This is a genomic window from Streptomyces sp. NPDC055025, assembly GCF_053608565.1.
The window spans coordinates 1-17,748 of the sequence record NZ_JBSGVS010000011.1; the positions used below are offsets into that span (position 1 = coordinate 1).

Annotated in this window: 16 protein-coding genes, 2 tRNA genes and 1 pseudogene; 14 read left to right on the forward strand and 5 right to left on the reverse strand. The window is 70.3% G+C overall.

Annotation, left to right across the window (positions count from 1 at the left end):
• Positions 1–146 precede the first annotated feature (146 nt).
• The 3 genes from ACWGDX_RS09255 (at position 147) to ACWGDX_RS09265 (ending at position 1,599) form a co-directional block, all read left to right on the forward strand.
• The gene (locus tag ACWGDX_RS09255; RefSeq protein WP_363079205.1) at positions 147–494 is read left to right on the forward strand and encodes a hypothetical protein; all 348 of its coding nucleotides are present in this window, start codon (positions 147–149) and stop codon (positions 492–494) included.
• Between the two features lie 231 nt (positions 495–725).
• Positions 726–1,418: a hypothetical protein gene (locus ACWGDX_RS09260; RefSeq protein WP_453623780.1), complete on the forward strand. Its 693-nt coding sequence runs from the start codon at positions 726–728 to the stop codon at positions 1,416–1,418.
• A gap of 107 nt (positions 1,419–1,525) precedes the next feature.
• A tRNA-Lys gene (locus ACWGDX_RS09265) sits at positions 1,526–1,599 on the forward strand.
• Between the two features lie 86 nt (positions 1,600–1,685).
• Here the strand turns inward: ACWGDX_RS09265 and ACWGDX_RS09270 are convergent.
• Positions 1,686–2,855 carry a M6 family metalloprotease domain-containing protein gene (locus tag ACWGDX_RS09270; protein ID WP_453623971.1) on the reverse strand — a complete coding sequence of 390 codons (1,170 nt, stop codon included), beginning with the start codon at positions 2,853–2,855 and terminating at the stop codon, positions 1,686–1,688.
• Positions 2,856–3,276: 421 nt separating this feature from the next.
• Between ACWGDX_RS09270 and ACWGDX_RS09275 the strand changes: the two genes are divergently transcribed.
• Entirely contained in the window at positions 3,277–5,226 is a 1,950-nt protein-coding gene (locus tag ACWGDX_RS09275) for a putative bifunctional diguanylate cyclase/phosphodiesterase (RefSeq protein WP_453623782.1), read from the forward strand.
• 130 nt (positions 5,227–5,356) lie between these two features.
• Here the strand turns inward: ACWGDX_RS09275 and ACWGDX_RS09280 are convergent, their stop codons facing one another.
• The 3 genes and pseudogenes from ACWGDX_RS09280 to ACWGDX_RS09290 form a co-directional block, all read right to left on the reverse strand.
• A complete protein-coding gene (locus tag ACWGDX_RS09280; protein WP_453623784.1) occupies positions 5,357–6,445 on the reverse strand; it encodes an LLM class flavin-dependent oxidoreductase in 1,089 nt (362 codons plus the stop codon).
• Between the two features lie 138 nt (positions 6,446–6,583).
• Entirely contained in the window at positions 6,584–7,303 is a 720-nt protein-coding gene (locus ACWGDX_RS09285; RefSeq protein WP_453623786.1) for a maleate cis-trans isomerase family protein, read from the reverse strand.
• A 526-nt stretch (positions 7,304–7,829) separates the two neighbouring features.
• Positions 7,830–8,552 (reverse strand): annotated as a pseudogene (locus ACWGDX_RS09290) (maleate cis-trans isomerase family protein); the annotation flags it as partial.
• Between the two features lie 188 nt (positions 8,553–8,740).
• Between ACWGDX_RS09290 and ACWGDX_RS09295 the strand changes: the two are divergent.
• Positions 8,741–9,691, forward strand: a complete 951-nt coding sequence (locus ACWGDX_RS09295; RefSeq protein ID WP_453623788.1) for a D-2-hydroxyacid dehydrogenase — start codon at positions 8,741–8,743, stop codon at positions 9,689–9,691.
• A complete protein-coding gene (locus tag ACWGDX_RS09300; RefSeq protein WP_453623790.1) occupies positions 9,684–11,216 on the forward strand; it encodes an amidase in 1,533 nt (510 codons plus the stop codon). Before ACWGDX_RS09295 ends, ACWGDX_RS09300 begins: the two co-directional genes overlap by 8 nt.
• Here ACWGDX_RS09300 and ACWGDX_RS09305 read toward each other — a convergent pair.
• A complete protein-coding gene (locus tag ACWGDX_RS09305; RefSeq protein WP_453623792.1) occupies positions 11,197–11,694 on the reverse strand; it encodes a DUF3830 family protein in 498 nt (165 codons plus the stop codon). The genes ACWGDX_RS09300 and ACWGDX_RS09305 overlap by 20 nt on opposite strands.
• 73 nt (positions 11,695–11,767) lie before the next feature.
• On the opposite strand from ACWGDX_RS09305, the gene ehuB reads away from it, so the two are divergent.
• From ehuB to msuE, 8 genes are all read left to right on the forward strand, one after another.
• Entirely contained in the window at positions 11,768–12,685 is a 918-nt protein-coding gene (gene ehuB / locus ACWGDX_RS09310) for an ectoine/hydroxyectoine ABC transporter substrate-binding protein EhuB (protein WP_453623793.1), read from the forward strand.
• Positions 12,682–13,356 (forward strand): ectoine/hydroxyectoine ABC transporter permease subunit EhuC, encoded by a 675-nt coding sequence (ehuC, locus tag ACWGDX_RS09315; RefSeq protein ID WP_453623795.1) that lies wholly within the window; start codon positions 12,682–12,684, stop codon positions 13,354–13,356. The genes ehuB and ehuC overlap by 4 nt, the downstream gene beginning before the upstream one ends.
• 32 nt (positions 13,357–13,388) lie before the next feature.
• A complete protein-coding gene (gene ehuD / locus ACWGDX_RS09320) occupies positions 13,389–14,006 on the forward strand; it encodes an ectoine/hydroxyectoine ABC transporter permease subunit EhuD (protein ID WP_453623973.1) in 618 nt (205 codons plus the stop codon).
• Between the two features lies 1 nt (position 14,007).
• On the forward strand, positions 14,008–14,793 hold the full coding sequence (ehuA, locus tag ACWGDX_RS09325) for an ectoine/hydroxyectoine ABC transporter ATP-binding protein EhuA (RefSeq protein WP_453623975.1): 786 nt from the start codon (positions 14,008–14,010) through the stop codon (positions 14,791–14,793).
• A 123-nt stretch (positions 14,794–14,916) separates the two neighbouring features.
• Complete coding sequence (locus ACWGDX_RS09330; protein WP_453623796.1) at positions 14,917–15,678, forward strand: IclR family transcriptional regulator; 762 nt, start codon at positions 14,917–14,919, stop codon at positions 15,676–15,678.
• Between the two features lie 118 nt (positions 15,679–15,796).
• Positions 15,797–15,870 (forward strand) — tRNA-Lys (locus ACWGDX_RS09335).
• A 209-nt stretch (positions 15,871–16,079) separates the two neighbouring features.
• On the forward strand, positions 16,080–17,150 hold the full coding sequence (locus ACWGDX_RS09340) for an LLM class flavin-dependent oxidoreductase (RefSeq protein ID WP_453623797.1): 1,071 nt from the start codon (positions 16,080–16,082) through the stop codon (positions 17,148–17,150).
• Complete coding sequence (gene msuE, locus ACWGDX_RS09345) at positions 17,147–17,731, forward strand: FMN reductase (RefSeq protein WP_453623799.1); 585 nt, start codon at positions 17,147–17,149, stop codon at positions 17,729–17,731. The genes ACWGDX_RS09340 and msuE overlap by 4 nt, the downstream gene beginning before the upstream one ends.
• The last annotated feature ends 17 nt before the right edge of the window (positions 17,732–17,748 follow it).

Consider the following 17,748-nt stretch of genomic DNA (forward strand, 5'->3'; position numbering starts at 1 on the left):
CCCCGGGCCCGCCCGGGGCGGCGATCCGGAGGGCGCTCCCGGCCCGCGTGCGCCTGATGGCACCCGCCGTCGGACGCCCCCTTGCGGCGGGCGGGAGAATGGACGGTGGTCGCAGGGCCTGTACACGTACGAGCAGGAGGAACGAGATGCCGGATCCCGAGCGGAGCGAGCGGCGGCTACGGCCCGCACCGCTGCTCTTCGAGCCCTCGGAGGCGGTCGCCGATCCCGAGCACTTCTTCGATCTGGAGTCCCTCGACGACCCCGGGGAGCTGCTGGCTCGGGCCACCGAGCTGGCGCTCGCCTTCCGGGCCGCCACCGACCGCGCGGTCGAGTTCCAGGCGGTGGCCGCCGCCCAGCTCGCCGATCCGCGCCGCTTCGACCGGCTCACGGCCGAGGACATCGCGCACCGCGCGGAGTGGACGGAGGACTATGCCAAGAAGATGGTCGAGTTCGGCCGCGACCTGCTGCGCGGCGAGGGCCGGGGTCAGGTCTGACAGGCCGGTGGCGCGACCGGTCCTCGGTCGACCGCGGGTGCGTCGCAGGTCCGTCGAGGGTGCGGGTCCGCGTCCGCGTCCCGAGGGGCGGGAGCTTCAGCGGTGGCGGCGGGGGCTCATGCGTCCGCCTGGCATATGCCGGGGGGCAGGTTACCCCTCCCCCGGCGCCGCTGTCCCGGTTTCCCCGAACTCTCCGGAGCGGCGGCGTTACTGCCGGTAGACCTGACTGTCATGAGCGCATGGTTACGAGATGAACGCCCGCCGGGCCCCGGGACCGACGACGACGAGCGGCGGGCCGACATCTTCGCCCTCCTCCGTGACGACGAGGGCCGCCGGCACACCGCGCGGATCACCCCGGCCGGCGCGGACTGGCTCGCCTCGTCCGGACCGTATCCCCGCTCCACGCTCTCGCACTGGGCCGCCCGGCCGACCGCCCCCGGGGTACTGTCCTGCGGCTCGGTCTTCGACGTGGTCAACGTCCCCTGGGTCTTCGGCCGGCGGATGCTGGAACGGCTCTGGTCCGAGGGACCCGGTTCCGGGCCGGTCGCCGTGCACCGCGGCCGTACGCTCCTCTTCGCCGCGCCCGGCACCGCCCAGCGGCTGCCCGCCCTGCTCTCCTGGGAGGAGTGGGGCGGCACGGGAGCCGGCGGCACGGCTCCGGCCCCGGCCCCGCCGCCGCTGTTCTGTCATGGCGTGGGCGACGCCGTGACCGTACCGCCGCTCGCGCCGGGCGCCCCCTCGGGACCGCGCTGGGTGGTCGCCCCCGACACCCGCCATCCCTGGCTCCCCGGGCCCGAGGTGCTGCTCTGGGCCTGTGTGCGGGCGGCCCGCACGACGGCGGGGACGGCCCGCGCCGGGGCGGGGCCCATACCCCTCCCCAGGACGGCGGCCCCGGCGGAGCGCCTGCCGCAGTCGTGCTCCTGACCACCGGAAACGGCCCGGGAGCGCCCCTGGGCCCGACTCGGAGCGGCCTCGCGTATATCGATTTTTCCTCCCGCCGATCCTGGTGCTAAGGTCTACGACGTCAGCAGGCGCCGCTAGCTCAGTTGGTTAGAGCAGCTGACTCTTAATCAGCGGGTCCGGGGTTCGAGTCCCTGGCGGCGCACCGACGGAAGAGGCCCCTCGTGAGAGCGAGGGGCCTCTTCGTTTTCCGGCTCCTCGTCGTCAGGTTTCCGGCTTCTCGTTTTCCGGTCAGGAGTGCGGGGTGATCTTGACCGTCCAGGCGCCCCCGGCCGTACGGTCCGCCACCTCCACCTTCGTCCGCTCCTCCGGCACCGTGAACGTCTCGCCGACCCCCAGCGGCGCGTCCGCGAGCGGCGGGTACACCGACTGGTCCCAGCAGGCCTGACTGTGCGGATGGGTGTCCACCACCTCGACCGGGCCGCCACCCGACGCCGTACCGCCGCGCACCCGGTAGATCAGCACGCCCTCGGAGCAGGTGTGGAGGTCGTTGCCGGTCGCCGCGCGCGCCTCGATGACCAGGGCGGAGTTGTCACCGGTCCTGAGGACCGCCAGCCTCGTGCCCGTACTCCCGGCGACGGACGGCGCGGCGGCGATCGGCTCCAGGCTGAGCAGGCTCGTGCCCGTCGACCCCACACACCGCACCTGGCTCCGGTCGAGCCAGCCCAGCTTCCACTTGTGCCACCCGAAGAGATCCGGTGACATCCCGAACTGACTGCCCATCACGTCCCAGTCGCCGACATAGGTGTCCCAGTCGCCCTTGCCGTCCATGGGCCGGTGGTAGAGATCCGGCAGATCGAAGACATGCCCGGTCTCGTGGGCCAGCACATTGCGGTCCGGGGGATGGCGCTCGAAGACGGTGACGATGCGCTTGATGTCCGTACCGTCCGCCTTCATCGGCTGTTCGAAGTTGACCACCTTGGTGGCGTCGGAGTCGACGCCGGGGGCCTCCGGGTCGGCGACCAGATAGACGACGTCGTAGCGCGAGAAGTCGACCAGCGGATCGGCGGCGGCCAGCGCGTCCCGCAGATAGGCCGTGCGCCGGGCCGGGTCCCAGTCGCGCCGCATCCCGTACGCGGTGGAGGCGTGCGGCATCCGCGCCCACTGGAGCTTCGGGTGCGCCCGCAGCGCGAACTTCCCGTACGAGGCCTGTTCGTAGAAGCGGCTGGTGGCCGGGAAGTGATCGGCCGCCAGCTCCGCCGGGGCCGGCAGCTTCCTGGAGTCCGGGAAGGAGAGAAAGACCATGACCGCGTCGAGCGGACGGTCCGGGCGAGGATAGGAGCCGTTCCAGGTGTCGAGACCGAGGGAGTGATGGGCGGAGGTCCGGGTCAGCGCGCAGGGCCCCCCGGAGACCGCGTCCGCGGCGGGTCCGGTGACCAGGGTCATGGCGGCGAGCGCCATCAGGGAGGTGAAGGCGGCCGCGGTCCTGCGCAGGCGGGGTCGGTCCACTCCCGCCGATGGCTGCGGACGCTCCACATCGACCTCCGGCTCCGGATAGGGGATACCTCACCCACCCTGTGCCGTTTTACGGTGATACGCCCTGTTCCGCTGCCCCACACGGGTGAGGAGTGTCACGCGTTCCGTCCGACACCCCGACGGGTCACGGAAAGTCACAGGGCATCACGGCGGCGACCGGCCGGGCCACAGGCAGGCAGAAACGATCGCCCGAGGACCGGCCGCCGCCCCGTGTCGCTCCCGTTCCGTCCACCGGAGCTGGAACGGCCGCCCGGCCTCCCTCTATGATCGGCACACTTTCCCTGGCCGGCCGTCCCGACCACTCGGTACGACTCTGTACGACACGACTGCACCGCGGGAGCGCGCCGTGAGCGGAACCTCCGAAGGGCCGCAAGGACCGCACGGGCAGCGCCGTGCGGCGGTCGCCACGCACGGCGGCGACAGGCCCCCCACCGGTGAGGCGGCCCGTGAGCCGGCCAAGGATTCGATCACGGAGCGTCATCCCATCAGCAGAGCTTTCGACACCGCCGTCGGCGAACGCGACTACCGCGCCGCGTTCCACACCGCCCAGCTCGCCATGGCCGTCCTCGATGACGAGGGGACCGTCATCAGCGCCAACGACGCGCTCGCCGCCCTTCTCGGCACCCGGCCCGCCGCGCTCTTCGACCAGTCCGCCGCCGATCTCGTCGATCTCGCCTCGGACGCCCGCACCTGGCGCGCCTATCGCGCGGTGCTGGACAGCCGCCGCGCCCACTTCCGCTGCACCCGCCGCCTCAAGCACTCCGACGGACGGACGCTCTGGGCCGAGGTCACCGTCGCTCCCGTACCCGAGAGCAGCACCGCGCTGCTGTCGATCGCGGACATCAGCGACCGGCGCGAGCTCCAGGCACGGCTGCGCCATCTCCAGATGCACGACCCGGTGACCCGGCTGCCCAACCGCACCCTGTTCTTCGAACGGCTCACGTCCGCGCTGGAGACCTCGGCGCCGGCCACCTACGGCAGCGGGACGTATGACGCCGGGGCCTATGCCCGGGGCCCGTACGGCGACGCGCGAGGCGATGGCAGAACAGGGCGGATCGGTCTGTGCTACCTCGATCTCGACGGCTTCAAGGCCGTCAACGACACCCTGGGCCACCGCACCGGGGACCGGCTGCTCGCCGCCGTCGCCACCCGTCTCACCGAATGCGCCGACCAGGACGGATACACCCGCAGCGGCGGCCATCTGGTCGCCCGGCTCGGCGGCGACGAGTTCGCGATCCTGGTCGAGGACTCCATCGGCACGGAACAGCTCGCCGATCTCGCCCGCTCCGTACTCACCGCGCTCCAGCGCCCCTTCGACCTGGCCGGACAGCGGCTCTCGGTCTCGGCCTCGATCGGGGTCGTGGAACGCACCGCGGAGGGCACCACCCCGACCGGTCTGATGCAGGCCGCCGACACCACGCTGTACTGGGCGAAGGCCGACGGCAAGGCCCGCTGGACCCTCTTCGACCCGGAGCGCAACGCCCACCGGATGACACGGCAGGCGCTCACCTCCAGGCTGCGTCCGGCGGTCGAGCGCGAGGAGTTCGTGCTCCAGTACCAGCCGCTGGTCGGGATGTCCGACGGGGTGGTGCGGGGGGTGGAGTCGCTGGTGCGCTGGAATCACCCGCAATTCGGGACACTCACGCCGAATCGGTTCATCGGAATCGCCGAGGAGGACGGCTCGATCGTGCAGCTCGGCCGGTGGGTGCTGCGTACGTCCTGCCGCCAGGCCAGACAGTGGCAGCTCGACCACCCGTACGCCCGGCCGCTCTTCGTCAGCGTCAATGTCGCCGTGCGCCAGGTCTGGGACTCCGATCTGGTCGCGGACGTGGCCGAGATCCTCGCGGAGACCGGACTCGCGCCGCATCTGCTGCAACTGGAGCTGACGGAGTCCGCGGTGATGGGCTCGGCGGGCCGGCCCCTCCAGGCGCTCCAGGCGCTGAGCGACATGGGCGTACGGATCGCCATCGACGACTTCGGCACCGGCTACTCGAATCTCGCGTATCTGAGCAGACTGCCGGTCTCGGTGCTCAAACTGGACGGCTCGTTCGTCCGGGGTTTCCGGTACGACGAGGGGGTCCATCCGAACCCGGCCGACGAGACGATCGTCGAGGCGCTGGTCCAGCTCGCCCACCGGCTGGGGCTGACGGTGACGGCGGAGTGCGTGGAGACCTCGGGCCAGGCGGCCCGCCTCCAGCGCATCGGCTGTGACACGGGCCAGGGCTGGCTCTTCTCCCGCCCGGTGGCGCCGGAACGGATCGCGGAGATGATCGCGGCCGGGGCGCGGAAGGCCTGAGGGCCCGGACCTCGGCCGGGGCCCGGAAGGCCTGACGCCCGGGGTTCCGGTCCGCCGGTCCGGTCCCGCGGTCCGGTCCGCCGGTCCCGTCCTGCGGTCCCGCCGGACGGGCCGAGCCCCCGGCCGCCGGTCAGACGGGCAGGCCGTACGCGTCCGCGATGAGTTCGTAGCTGCGCAGCCGCGCCTCGCCGCCATGGGCGTTGGCGGTGATCATCAGCTCGTCGGCGCCGGTGCGCTTCTGGAGGTCGTCGAGACCGTCCCGTACCGCGTCCGGCGTGCCGTGGACGATATTGGTGAGCCAGGTGTTCACGAACTCCTGCTCCAGCGAGCTGAACCGGTACGCCTCGGCCTCCTCCGGTGTCGGCACGAGCCCCGGACGGCCGGTGCGCAGCCGGACCATCGAGAGGGCCCCGGTGAGGACCTGGCGGCGGGCCTCGCGTTCGTCGTCACTGGCCAGGGCCGCGACACCGATCAGGGCGTACGGGGCGTCCAGCACCGCGGAGGGGCGGAAGCTCTCACGGTAGAGATCGAGCGCCGGGATCGTGTTCTGGGCCGAGAAGTGATGGGCGAAGGCGAAGGGCAGCCCCAGCACACCGGCCAGCCGCGCGCTGAAGCCGGACGAGCCGAGCAGCCAGATCGGCGGACGGGCGGTGGGGCCCTGGACCGGGCCGGGGACGGCGTGGATACGGGAGTACGGGTGGCCGTCGGGGAAGTCGTCGTCCAGGAACCGGGTCAGCTCGGAGAGCTGCTGCGGGAAGTCGTCGGCGCCCTCGTGCAGCCCGTCGGAGCGGCGCAGCGCCGCCGCCGTCGCCCCGTCGGTGCCCGGCGCGCGCCCGAGGCCCACGTCGACCCGCCCGGGGGCGAGCGCCTCCAGCGTGCCGAACTGCTCGGCGATCACCAGCGGCGCGTGGTTGGGCAGCATCACACCGCCGGAGCCGAGCCGGATGCGCTCGGTGTGGGCGGCGAGGTGGGCGAGGATCACCGCGGGCGACGAGGACGCGACGCCCGGCATGGAGTGGTGCTCGGCGACCCAGTGCCGGTGGTAGCCCCTGCTCTCGGCGAGCCGTGCCAGCGCGACGCTCGTACGGAGCGACGCGGCGGCGGTGGAGCCCTTGCCCACCGTGACCAGGTCCAGTACGGAGAGGGGCACAGGGGCAGTGCCCTGTGCCGTACCCCGAATCGCGTCCGTCGTGCCTCGGCTCGTGTCGTGGTCGTCCACCGGTCTGACCCTTCTGCGCGGAAGTGCGGCTCACCTACAGCTCACATACAGAAGGAGTGCAACGGGAGGGGCTCTCCGGTTATTCCTGCCCGGTGGCCCGGACCGGTTCCGGGCCCGCGAAGACGGACCGGACAGGACCTAGTCCCGGCTCGCGAACAGCGTGCCGAGCTTCGGTGCCCACACCCTGCGCTGCGCCAGCCGCAGCCCCTCCCAGACCGACACCTGGTTCGCGGTCAGGACCGGCTTGCCGAGCGTCTCCTCCAGCTCGGGCAGATGCGCCGCCGTGTGCAGGGCCGTGTCCGGGAGCAGGACGGCCTGCGCGTCCGGATGGTCGCCCGCGCGGGCCAGCTCCAGCACCTGGTCCCGTCCCCAGGTGCCGACCTCGGCCGCCGTGAGGATCCCGCCGGCCCGGTCCGCGACCACTTCGGTCCCGGCGGACTTGAGGAAGGCGGTGAAGTAGGCGGTGACGTCCTCGGGGTAGGTGGCCGCGACGGCGACCCGCTCCACGCCCAGCTCCCGTACGGCGTGGGCGAAGGCGAACGAGGTGCTCGACGCGGGCAGCCCGGCGGCCCTGGCGAGGGTACGGGTCTGTTCGTGGGCGCCCTCCCACCCGTACACGAAGCTCCCGCTCGTACAGGCCCAGATCACGGACTGGGCGCCCGCCAGCCGGAGCTCCGCCACTCCCCCGGCGAGCCGGTCCGCCGAGCCCATCTCGATCAGCGCGTCGACCCGGTGGGCGTCCTCACCGATGTCGGTGTGGACGACGGCCAGCCGGATGTCGATGCCGAACAGCGCCTCCATGCGTGGATAGTCGTCCTCGGCGGAGTGTCCGGGGTAGAGGAATCCGACGGTGGTCATGTCCAGCCTTCCTTACTCATCACTCATCAGGCAGCGGCTCCGGAAGGGACTCGGGGGACGATTCGGGCAGCGGCTCCATCGATGATGCGGGTGATACGGATGACACGGGCGGTACGGGTGACGCGGGTGATACGGATGACGCGGGTGGTACGGGCGGCCCCATCGGCCCGACCGGCCCCATCGGTCCGATCGGTGCGACCGGCCCCATCGGCACCACCGGCGGCAGGGCCTGTACCGAGGGTATGGGCGCGATCGGAGCCGCGGGCGGACCCGCGGGACTCGCGGAGACCGAGGGCACCGGTGGCGCGGAGGGCAGCGCCGAGGGCGCCTGGGGCGACGGCAGCGGCGGGGCCGGCAGGACCGCGGAGACGTCCCGCGCCTCCTGCGTCTCGCGCGCTCCCCGCATCTCCGACACCTCCCGTGTCTCACGCGTACCCGGCTCGTACGTCTCGCGCGCGTCCCTTACGCCCATATCCACGTCCACGTCGCGTACGCGGTGCGCCTCGCCCGTCCCGTGGCGGTCGAGCAGCAGCCCCTGGTACGGACCGACCGCGTGCGCCCCGAGCCTGCGCAGCGCCGCCCACATCGTCACCTGGTTGGCGGACAGCACCGGCATCCGCAGCTCCGCCTCCAGCTGCGGAATCGCGTCGTACGTCGGCAGATTCGTGCAGCTGATGAAGAGCGCGTCCGCCGACCCGACGACGGCCTCACGCGCCATGTCCACGACCGAGCGGTACGGCACCTTCCAAATGTGCCGTGTCAGCCCCAGAAAGGCGCGCCCAGTCACCGTTACCCCCACTTCCGCCAGATAGTCCTCCAGCGCCTGGGTGACCGACTCCGTATAGGGCGTGACCAGCGCGATCCTGTCGGCGCCCAGTTCCTCCAGCGCCTCGACCAGAGCCCCCGTCGTGGTGAGCGAGGGCACCTCTCCCGCCCGGGTCATCGCCTCGACCATGGCGCGCTCACCCACCGGTCCGCCGACAAAACTGCCCGACGTGCAGGCGTACGCGATGACCTCGGGCTCGGACGCGCCGAGTGCCCGTACGGCCTCGCCGAGCGTCTCGTGCTCGCTGACCAGCCTGGCCAGATCGAGGGAGACCTCGACGGGGACATACGGCGTCCTGGTCACACGCAGCGAGATGTCGTCGGGCACCCAGCGCCACAATTCGCGATCAAGAGCGAAATCGAAAGGGGCGACCACACCCACTCCACGCTGCGGTTGTGGTCCACCCAGAAAGGAGACTTGCAAGACGGGCCCCCTTAGCCTGTTATTGACGACGGTAAGAGCCAGGTGCAAGCGTGGTCAATCCGCCCATCTCAGACGTTGCACGGATTTTCCCCGGTGGAAATCATTCGCACCATCAGACCCGCCCGCGGACCGCCCACAGATCCGTCCGCGGATTCGCCCGACCGGTTCCGGCAGAAGGGCTTCTTACCATGTCAGCACCCACCCTCCTCGTTCTGGAGGCGGACCCTCCGCCGCGTCTCGGCCGGCTCACCGGCAAGGCGCGTATCCGCTACGCGGACGAAAGCGGCCTCGCGGCCCAACTCCCGCTCGCCGATGTTCTGCTGGTGTGGGACTTCACGTCCGACGCGGTGCGGAACGCATGGCCGGGAAAAGGCCCGCGGCCCCGCTGGGTGCATACCGCGAGCGCCGGTGTCGACCGGCTGCTCTGCCCCGAGCTGATCGATTCCGACACGGTCGTGACCAATGCCCGGGGCATTTTCGAGGGACCCATCGCCGAATATGTCGCGGGACTGGTGCTCGCCATGGCGAAGGACCTGCCCGGAACGCTGGAGCTCCAGCGTCAGCGCCGCTGGCGCCATCGCGAGGCGCTCCGGGTCGCGGACAGCAGGGCCGTCGTGATCGGCGCGGGTCCGATCGGCCGGGCCGTGGCCCATACGCTGCGGACACTGGGGGTGACGGTGGCGGTCACCGGCCGCACGGCACGCCCCGGGGTGCACGGCCCCGAGCAGCTCGAACGGCTGGTGACCCGGGCCGACTGGGTGATCAGCGCGGCGCCGCTGACGGACGCGACGCGCGGGATGTTCGACGCGCGCCTGTTCGGGCTGATGCAGCCCTCCGCGCACTTCATCAATGTGGGGCGGGGACAGCTCGTCATCGAGAGCGATCTGATCGCCGCCGTGTCCAAGCGCTGGATCGCGGGCGCGGCGCTCGATGTCTTCGAGCACGAGCCGCTGGACCCCGGGAGCCCGCTGTGGGACGTACCGGGCCTGATCGTCTCCCCGCACATGAGCGGTGACACGGTCGGCTGGCGGGACCGGTTGGGGGCACAGTTCGTGGAATTGTATGAACTTTGGGCCGCCGGAAAGCCGCTCCCGAACGTGGTGGACAAGAAACGTGGGTACGTCCCCATGCATGACTGATCACACGCACCGGACCCAGTCGCACGCCCCGCACGTCCCCTCCGACCCGTCGCTCACGGGCGACCCGTCGGGTCTCGCCGGTCTCACCGCGCGGCAGCTCCTGGCCGGCTACGAGCAGGGAGACTTCTCGCCCGTCGAGGCGACCCGCGCGGTGCTGGAGCGGATCGAGGCGGTCCAGCCGCTGGTCAACGCCTTCGTACGGGTGGACGCCGAGTCGGCGCTCGCCCAGGCGGAGGAGTCGGCGGGGCGATGGCGCGAGAAGGAGCCACGGGGGCTGCTCGACGGTGTGCCGGTCTCGGTGAAGGACATCTTCCTCCAGCGCGGCGGCCCGACCCTGCGGGGTTCGAGGACCGTACGGCCGGGGGGCCACTGGGACGAGGACGCGCCGGCCGTGGCGCGGATGCGGGAGCACGGCGGCGTCCTCGTCGGCAAGACGACCACGCCGGAGTTCGGCTGGAAGGGCGTCACGGACTCGCCGCTGTCCGGGGTGACCCGCAATCCGTACGACCACTCCCGTACGGCGGGCGGATCCAGCGGAGGCAGCGCGGCGGCGGTGGCGCTGGGGGCGGCCCCGCTGTCGATCGGTACGGACGGCGGGGGCTCGATCCGTATCCCGGCCTCCTTCTGCGGGATCTTCGGGCTCAAGCCGACGTACGGGCGCGTGCCGCTCTATCCGTCCAGCCCGTTCGGCACGCTCGCGCACGCCGGGCCGATGACCCGGGACGCCGCGGACGCCGCGCTGCTGCTCGATGTGATCAGCGGCGCGGACCCCCGGGACTGGTCGCAGCTCGCCCCCGCTCCGCCCCTGAGCGACTCACTGGCCGACGGAGTGCACGGGCTGCGGATCGCGTACTCACCCTCGTTCGGCGGCCAGGTCGCCGTACAGCCCGCGGTGGCCGCGGCCGTACGGCGCGCGGTGAGCCGGCTCGCCGAACTGGGCGCGTACATCGAGGAGGCCGACCCGGACATCACCGATCCGGTGGAGGCCTTCCACACCCTGTGGTTCAGCGGCGCGGCCCGGCTGGCGCAGCCGCTCAACGAGGAGCAGCGCCGGCTTCTCGATCCTGGTCTGCGCGAGATCTGCGCGGCCGGCGCGCGCTACAGCGCGCTGGACTATCTGGCGGCGGTGGACGCGCGGATGGAGCTGGGACGGCGGCTGGGCCGATTCCATCAGTCGTACGACCTGCTGATCACACCGACGCTGCCGATCACCGCGTTCGAGGCGGGGGCGGAGACCCCGGCGCGCTCGGGGCTGCGCCGCTGGACGGGGTGGACGCCCTTCACGTACCCGTTCAATCTGACGCAGCAGCCCGCCGCGAGCGTGCCGTGCGGGGTGGACGGGGACGGCCTGCCGATCGGGGTGCAGATCGTCGCCGCCCGCCACCACGACGCGCTGGTCATGCGCGCGGCACACGCGCTGTACGAGTCGGGCGCGGCACGCGTCGCGGCACCGGGCGGAGACCGGTCCGGTCCGGCCGGGACAGCCGGGACAGCCGGGACGGCTCTCAGGCCCGGCGGAAGCTGAGCGTCTCGCCGATGGCGCCCGCGCGCCAGAGGTCCTGGCAGGCCTCGGCCATCCGGTCGAGGCCGTCGACCACCGAACCCCAGACGATGCCGGGGATCCATCCCATGTCCCCGTTGATCAGCAGATTGTTGCGCTCGTAGAAGAGGGCCAGATCGACGACCGTACGGCGTCCGCGCACGGCCTTCTCCTCATAGCCGTACGACGAAGTGCCCAGCTCCGTCTCGGAGAACGTGAAATAGCAGAGATCGCCCGGAATGGGGGTGACCGTGGGATTCTCCAGCGGCGGCTCCGCGGCGGCGAAGGCCGGAAACAGCGCGTAGATCTCATTGCGGGCGTATTTCGCGTGATAGACGTCCGAGCCCAGCGGCAGTGCCTCCCATACCGCGGCGCAGGTGACCGGAGCCCGGTCATCCAGGAGTTTCGCGGTGCATTCGACCCCGCGCTTGTCCAGCGACACAGTCACAAATCGGTCGGTCATGTCCCCATGGTCCTCGTCTGATCCACCGAGTCAAGGACGCATGATCCGAGTGGACCCGGGTAGCCGCGCGGCCATGGCACCACCACCGGAGTACACAGCGGAACACACCAAGGAAAGAGCGACGGAACGGTCACCCATAGGACGCCGTTCCCTGTTGCTGGGTACGGCGGTACTCGGCGCGGCCGGGGCTCTCGGCGCCACCGGATGTGGCCGGATTCCCTCCGGCGACACCCTCGCCCGGCTGAAGTCGCAGCGCACGGTACGGCTCGGAATCGCCGGTGAGGCACCGTACGGATTCATCGACGAACAGGGCGACTTCACGGGTGAGGCGGTGGAACTCGCCAAGGTGGTCTTCAGACGTCTCGGGGTCGCGGACGTACAGCCGGTGGCCACCGATTTCTCCTCGCTGATTCCCGGACTGAACTCACAGCAGTTCGATGTGGTCTCGGCCGGGATGTACATCAACAAGGAGCGATGCGCCCAGGTCGTCTTCGCCGACCCCGAATACCAGATGCTCGACTCGTTCATCGTCCACAAGGGAAACCCCAAGGGGCTGCGTTCGTACCAGGATGTGGTGAGGACCAGGGCGAAGATCGCCACGGGCACCGGCTACGCGGAGATCGATTACGCGATATCCGCCGGGGTGCCGGAGAAGGAGATCGTCATTCTCCAGGATCCCGTGGCCGGGCTGAACGCCGTCGAGTCCGGCCGGGTCGATGTCTTCGCGGGGACCGCGCTCACCTGCCGGAGCGTGGTGCGCAAGAGCCGCAAGGCCGAGGCGACCGAACCGTTCGCCCCGGTCGTGGACGGAAAGAAGAAGATCGACGGCGGCGGCTTCGCCTTCCGGCCCACCGACACCGGTCTCCGTGACGCCGTCAACACCGAGATCCACCGGATGAGGAAGAACGGCGAACTGTTCCGCATTCTCCGGCCGTTCGGCTTCACCGAGGCGGAGATGACCACGCTGACGGCAGAGGAGCTGTGCGCATGACAGCCGGCCTCTGGACACAGTGGGTGCTTCCCGGCATCTGGGTCACCGTTCAACTCACCCTGTACAGCGCCGCGCTGGCCACCGTCGTCGCCTTCACCGTGGGGACGGCCCGCACCCACCGCGCGCGCCCGGTCCGCTTTCTCGCGGGCTGCTACACCGAGATCTTCCGCGGCACCTCGGCGCTGGTGCTGATGTTCTGGCTCTTCTTCGTGATGCCGGGCCTGTTCGGCTGGGCGCTCGTCCCGATGTGGGCGGCGGTGCTGGCGCTGGGGCTCTCGTACGGAGCGTACGGCGCCGAGGTCGTGCGCGGCGCGCTCAACTCGGTGGCTCCGGCGCAGCGTGAGGCGGCTATCGCGCTGAACTTCACGCCCTGGCAGCGGATGCGGCTGATCATGCTGCCGCAGGCGGTGCCGGAGATGATCCCGCCGTTCTCCAATCTGCTCGTCGAGCTGCTGAAGGGCACCGCGCTGGTCTCCCTGCTCGGGGTGGCCGATGTGTCGTTCGCCGCCTATCTGGTGCGGCTGGCCACCCAGGAGAGCGCCCAGATCTACTCGGTGACGCTGGTGATCTATTTCGTGCTCGCCTTTGTCCTCACCCGTGGAATGCGGGCACTGGAACGGAAGACCAAGGCCGGAACAGGCATCATCACCACACCGGGAGGTGCCCGGTGAACGGCTGGGACTGGTCCGCGGTCGCGGACTTCATGCCTCGTTTCCAGGACGGCCTGCTGCTCACCCTTCAGGTGCTGGTCCTCGGTTCGCTCCTCTCGTTCAGCCTCGGACTGGTCTGGGCGATCGGATTCCGGGCGGAAACGCGTCTCGTGCGGTGGCCGGTTCATGTCGTCACCGAATTCATCCGGAACACCCCGCTGCTGGTGCAGCTCTTTTTCCTCTTCTTCGTCCTGCCCGAGTGGGGCGTGCGGTTCTCCGGTCTGACCACCGGGACCATCGCGATCGGACTGCACTACTCGACGTACACGGCGCAGGTCTACCGGGCGGGTATCGACGGGGTGCCGGCCGGCCAGTGGGAGGCGGCCACGGCGCTCAGTCTGCCCCTCGGCCGGACCTGGACGGCGGTGATCCTGCCGCAGGCGATCCGCAGGATCGTGCCGGCGCTGGGGAATTACGTCATCTCGATGCTGAAGGACACACCGCTGCTCGCCGGGATCGGTGTGCTGGAGATGCTCCAGCAGTCCCGGCTGGAGAGCGCGTCCACCTTCCAGTACACCGAGCCGCTGACCGTGGTCGGGATCGCCTTCATTCTCATCGCCTATCCGGCATCCCTGCTGATACGAGCCCTGGAGCGTCGTCTTGTCCGCTGACATTCCCGACACCCGCGAAAACCCTGGCACCTCCCCCGGTACCGCCACCGCCACCGAACTGATCCGTTTCGACAAGGTCACCAAGAGATTCGGCGGGAACACCGTCCTCGACGATCTCTGTTTCTCCGTACGGCCCGGAAAGCATGTCACCCTGATCGGTCCGTCCGGCTCGGGGAAGACCACGATTCTGCGGCTGCTGATGACCCTGGTGCGGCCGGACGAGGGCACCATCACCGTCGATGGCGACAAGCTCTTTCCCGCCGACCGCGACCATGTCCGCGAAGTGCGGAAGAGCATCGGCATGGTCTTCCAGCAGTTCAATCTCTTCCCCCATATGAATGTGCTGCGCAATGTGACCGAGGCACCGGTCAGGGTGCTGGGTCTGCGTCAGGACGAGGCACGGGAGCGCGGCCGTGAGCTGCTCGATCTGGTGGGTCTCGGCGACCGCTGCGAGGCGAAGCCGGCCCAGCTCTCGGGCGGCCAGCAGCAGCGTGTGGCGATCGCCCGCGCGCTCGCGATGCGACCGCGGATACTGCTGCTGGACGAGGTGACCTCGGCGCTCGACCCGGAACTGGTCGCCGGCGTGCTGGATGTGCTGCGGGACATCGCCCACACCACGGACATCACGATGCTCTGCGTGACCCACGAGATGAACTTCGCCCGGGACATCTCCGACGAGGTCCTTATGTTCGATTCCGGCGCGGTCATCGAGTCCGGGCCTCCGGAGCGAATCTTCTCGGCGCCGGAGCACGAACGGACGCGCGAGTTCCTCGGTGCCGTCCTATGACTTCCGCTGTGTTTCCTGTGGTCAACAGGCCGCCCGTACAAGGCCCTTCGCGGCTATCGTGGTGCGATGGAAAACGCGTGAGCTTATGGTCGTGGCCTGACGGGACCTGAGAGGGGCGGAACCGTGGCGTTGATGCCGGAGCCGACCGTGCCGTTTCACTCGGTGCGGTATGTCCTGCGCGTTCTGGAGGCGGTGTCCAAGTACGGCGACGCCGGGGTGACCGAGGTCCAGATCGCCCGGGAGAGCGGCCTGCCGACCGGACATCTCGCGCCCCTGCTCTCGATGCTGCGGCGCGAGGGATATGTGGAGCGGGTCGCGGACGGCGCCTATGTGATCGGTGACTCGCTGGTCCAGCTCGGTTCCGGCCCCGCCCGGCGGCAGGCCCTGGAGGCCAGGCTTCAGGAGTCCCTCGACGAACTGCGCGACTCCGTCGGCGCGGCCGTCTATCTCAGCCGGTACATCGACGGCGAGATCAAGGTGACCCAGGTCGCCGACGGGCCGCTGACGCCCGCGGTCAACGAGTGGGTCGACTTCCGCTCCACGGCCCATGCCAGCGCGATCGGCAAGTGCCTGCTGACCCAGCTCGACCGGAACGGGCGCCGGGAGCATCTGGCCCGCCACAAAATCGCCCGTTTCACCTCCCGGACGATCACCAGCGAGCGTCTGCTGTTCTCCCGGCTGGACAGCCAGCCGCCGACGGTTCCCGTCCTCGACCTCCAGGAGTACGCGGTCGGGACGGTCTGCGCCGCGGTCCCCCTGACGGCCGGCTCCACGGTGGGCTGTCTGGCGCTCTCGCTCCCGGTCGAGTACGCGCACCGGCTGCGCTCGGCGGCGGAGACGCTGAACCGAAGAGCGGCGCCGATGGCACTGTCACTGTCCATCTAGGGACCATCTGGGCCCTGCCCCCTCTCCCGGCACGGGCCCGGCACTGACGGCAGCTCGGGCGGCCCGTGCCGTGGTCCTGAGCACTCCGGAGCACCGGGTATTATTTTCGAGTCAGCAGGCGCCGCTAGCTCAGTTGGTTAGAGCAGCTGACTCTTAATCAGCGGGTCCGGGGTTCGAGTCCCTGGCGGCGCACCGGCGAATAGGTCGCTGACCTGGGCGTTCTCGGTTTCCGAGAACGCCCTTTCGCGTTTCGGGGCTCCGCTGCCCGGACCACCTCGGACTGCTCGCACCCGGCCGTCGCGTCCGGATATCGCGTCCAGCCGTCATGCTCGGAATATGCCGCACACCCGCCATGTTGTTCGTTGCGCAACTAACGATACGACCGTGGAGTGATCCCCATCATGGCTTTTGAACTGGGCATTTACCATTTCGGTGAGCTGACACCCAACCCGTTCACCGGGCAGTCGCCCGCCCCGGGGGTGCGGCTGCGGGAGCTGGTGGAGCAGGCGAAGGCCGCCGACGAGGCGGGACTCGACGTCTTCGCGGTCGGCGAGCACCACCGTACGGACTTCGTGGTGTCCTCCCCCTCGGTCGTACTGGCCGCGATGGCGGAGAACACCCGCTCGATCGCCTTGTCCAGCGCGGTCACCGTGCTCAGCTCGGACGACCCGGTGCGGGTGTTCCAGCAGTTCGCCACCCTTGATCTGCTCTCCGGCGGGCGTGCGGAGATCATCGCGGGCCGCGGCTCGTACACCGAGTCCTTCCCGGTCTTCGGTTATGACCTGAACGACTACGCGGAGCTGTTCGCGCAGAAGCTGGAGCTTCTGCTCAAGCTGCGCGAGCAGAACCCGGTCACCTGGCGGGGGTCGCTGCGGCCGGCGCTGGTGAACGGCGACATCACCCCGAGGCCCGATCGCAAGCTGCCGGTGTGGGTGGCGGTGGGCGGTACACCCGCTTCGGCCGTCCGTGCCGGGCGGCTGGGTCTGCCACTGTCGCTGGCGATCATCGGCGGCGGCTACCGGCAGTTCGCGCCCTTCGTCGAGCTGTACCGCTCGGCCGCCGCCGAGGCCGGGCACGACCCCGCGTCGCTCAAGGTGTCGATCAACTCGCCGGGATTCGTCGCCCCCACCCATCGCGAGGCCATCGAGGTCTCGCACCCCTACTTCCAGGCGGGGTGGATGGCCAACCACCACCAGCGCGGCCGGGGCGTCCCCATGCCGAAGCTCGCCTACGAGGCCCAGGCGACGGCGGCGGGCGCCTTCTTCCTCGGCAGCCCCCAGGAGGTCATCGACAAGATCATGGCGCAGTACGAACTCTTCCGCCACGACCGGATGATGATCCAGCTCGGCTTCGGCGATGCGCCCCAGAAGGAAGCGCTGAAGGCCATCGAACTGCTCGGAGCCGAGGTCGCCCCCGTCGTCCGCAGGGAGATCGCCTCACCGCGTCCGTCCCGGACGGAGATGGCCTCATGACCTCCGCACCCCGTGCCGAGCCCCTGCGCGTCGTCGCCGTGGTGGGCAGTGTCCGCACTCCGTCCAGAACGACGGCGCTGGTGGAGCTGGTGCTCCGGACGCTGGCCGCGCAGACCCCGGCCGAGACCCGGCTGATCGAACTGCACACGCTGGGCCCGGCGTTCACCGGCGCGGCCGAACGCGATCAGGTCGGCGCCGACGTCGAGGAGGCGCTGCGCGCCGTCGAGGGCGCCGATCTCGTCATCGCCGCGACCCCGGTCTTCCGGGGCTCCTACACCGGGCTGTTCAAGCACTTCTTCGACCTGGTCGACCAGTACGGGCTCGCCGCGAAGCCCGTACTGCTGGCCGCGACCGGCGGCAGCGACCGTCACGCCCTGGTGATCGAGCACGCCATGCGCCCGCTGTTCGGCTTCCTCCAGGCGTGGACCGCGCCCGCCGGGATCTATCTCAGCTCCGGCGACTTCGACGGTACGACCGTCCTCAACCCCGAGGTGTACGAACGGATCGAGATGGCCGTGGCGGACGTGGTGCCCATCGCCAGAGCTCTGGCGGCCGTCAGATCGCACACTCTCCCCGTCTGACCCCAGCGCCGTTCGAC